Origin of the sequence: uncultured Sphingorhabdus sp. (assembly GCF_937872355.1) — a bacterium.
In the GTDB taxonomy this organism is placed as follows: Bacteria; Pseudomonadota; Alphaproteobacteria; order Sphingomonadales; family Sphingomonadaceae; genus Sphingorhabdus_B.
Map to the genome: position 1 here is coordinate 1 of NZ_CALMSV010000164.1, position 2611 is coordinate 2611.

Consider the following 2611-nt stretch of genomic DNA (forward strand, 5'->3'; position numbering starts at 1 on the left):
TGCGCATCGGAAAACCAGAACGAAGTCGGATGGTCCGCGAGCAGCGGCGCCAGCTCGAGCGCGTCCTTCAGTCGGAGCAGTCCGATGTCGATGGTGTCGATTTAGGTTTGAAACCGAGACTCGCGCATTGAGTGTTTTCAATGATTTGCGTGAGACTGAAGTGTAATGCATTACACTTCAAATGAGACGCCAATGAGATTTTATTACACTCCAAATGGGATTGATCGACCGGTCGATCGACCATAATGTCGCCGTATGATTTCATCCCCAGAAGCCCCCGATGATGGTGACCGACATGCCGACGATGTAAGTCCGGAAGAGTTTCTTCGATATCTGCTCCGCGGCAGTGATGGGAAAGTGACAGCTGAGGTAGTCGCGGCTGCGCGTGAGGAGTATGGGATCCCGCGTTCGACGCTGTTTCGGCTCGTTGCGAGGTTTAGAAAGACACAACGCACTTCAAGCCTCAAACCTAGAAAACGCGGCACGCAAGAAGGAATGGTTAGGCTGGATCCCAGAACCGAGCGCATTATCGCCGAACAAGTGGAGGGCTTCTGGCTCAAAAAGGAAAAGCCGAGCTTTGCCGCACTGATGCGGCGCATTGGGGAAGTCTGCCTCACAGAGGGGCTATCACCTCCACATCGTAGCACTGTGCAGCGTAGAGTGTCGGAACTGATCCCGATTGCAGCGGCCCGCAAGCGCGGGGAGCGCGAGATCGAAGCCGCCTCGACACCGAGCCCTGGCCAGCTTTCTGTCGCAAAGCCGAATGCCCTTTGGCAGATCGATCATACTATTGTCGATGTCGTCGTTGTCGATGAACAATATCGCCAACCCATCGGACGGCCAGTGCTGACGATTGCCATCGATGTTTGCACCAGAATGGTCGCGGGTTTCCATTTGTCACTGGCAGCCCCATCGAGAACGTCGGTTGGCCTTTGCCTCCTGCACGCCGTTTACGACAAAGCAGCATGGCTAGACGAACGGGGGATTGATATTCCTTGGCCTGTCGCCGGACTGCCAGCTGTTCTTCATTGCGACAATGGCGCCGAATTCAGATCGCGAGCGCTCGCCGGCGCTTGCAAGGAATATGGCATCAAGCTCCTGTTCAGACCGCCAGCAACGCCCCGCTTCGGCGGACACGTCGAGCGGCTGATCGGAACCATGATGGGAGCTGTTCATCTGCTGCCTGGCACAACGTTCAGCAATGTGAAGATCAGGGGTGACTACGATTCCGAGGGCCGTGCGACCTTTACATTACGCGAACTAGAAAAGTGGATCGCACTGGAAATCGTCGGCAAATACCATCAGCGTATCCACGCCTCACTATTGCGCCCTCCCCTGGCCGTGTGGCGCGAACGGCAAGGTGAAGTCGATTTCGACCTACCGCCAGACCGGATGGCGTTCTGGACCAGCTTTTTGCCTGGTGACCGGCGCCGCTTGCTGAAGGACGGCATTCATCTGGAAAAGATTCGCTACTGGTCGGACGCCCTATCACGTGATGTCGGCCGGGGTGCTGAGCTTGAGATCAAATATGATCCACGAGACCTTTCTCGAATATTCGTTCGCCAGTCCGACGGCCGGTTTGTAGAAGCGCGGTACCGAAATCTCGCATATCCGCCCGTCTCATGGTGGGAATGGAAACATGCCAAGAAAAGGCTTCGAGACCAAGGACGGCGTGAGTTGCAAGAAGATGTTATCTTTGCAGCGATCGCAAAACAAAGGCAGATTGAAGACATTGCCGCATCCTCAAGCGCAAAAGCGCGCCGGAGTGCTGCTCGAAGGCCTACTAAACAGGACCAAAAGGAAAGCGGCCACGTTACGGCTATAGATTTGGCGAAATCGGTTCATTCAGATGACGACACGGAATTTTGGGATTGATGATTGAACTCCCGCATTTGGCGTCTGGCGCCGCGGCACTTGCCAACTCGCCAAACGAAACACGGATTCGTGCCATTCGATCCGATCGTTGGGTCGGCTTTGATCGCGCTCGTCGGGTTCTTCGGCATCTCGATGGGCTTTGCGACCATCCGCCATCAACGCGTCCGCCGGGCCTCGCGATTTATGGCCACAGCGGCATGGGCAAGACGATGCTCGTGGAAAAGTTCAAGCGTAATCATCCGCCAATTATCGATCACAGTACCGGTGTGGAAAGCATGCCGGTCCTGGCAATTACGCTGACATCACGCCCGACAGAACGCAGGATATACGGTCAATTGCTGATGGCCATGGGAGCCAGCATCAATGAACGCCTGACACTCATGGAACTTGAGATCAGGACCGTCCTCCTCCTGAAAAGCAACAATGTTCGTGTTCTGGTATTTGACGAGGTCCACAATCTTCTTGCTGGAACCCCGAGAGAGCAGCGCGTGATCCTGCAGCTGCTGCGATATCTTAGCAATGAGATCAAAGCTTCGCTCGTCTGTCTTGGCGTTTCCGAAGCCCGCGACGCGATTGCCGGCGACACTCAACTGGCACGACGCCTGGATCAGTTTGTACTGCCAAGATGGAAGGCGGATGAGGAATTCCAGGAACTGGTGACGGCGATCCTCCGAAGTCTACCGCTCAAACTTCCGTCCGCATTGTCCAGCCAGAGTTTGCGACACCTTTCCCGCCT

At 55.4% G+C, this 2611-nt stretch carries 2 protein-coding genes; both read left to right on the forward strand.

Annotation, left to right across the window (positions count from 1 at the left end; genetic code table 11):
• The first annotated feature begins 588 nt into the window (after positions 1-588).
• Entirely contained in the window at positions 589-1875 is a 1287-nt protein-coding gene (locus Q0239_RS10470) for a transposase family protein (protein ID WP_298602349.1), read from the forward strand.
• Positions 1875-2611: TniB family NTP-binding protein (locus tag Q0239_RS10475; RefSeq protein ID WP_298602346.1), on the forward strand; the 737-nt coding region annotated here is incomplete at its 3' end. The genes Q0239_RS10470 and Q0239_RS10475, both read left to right, overlap by 1 nt.

Coding starts and splice junctions, on each gene's coding strand:
- Q0239_RS10470 (WP_298602349.1), top strand. CDS start 589: ATGCGGCGCATTGGGGAAGTCTGCCTCACAGAGGGGCTATCACCTCCA.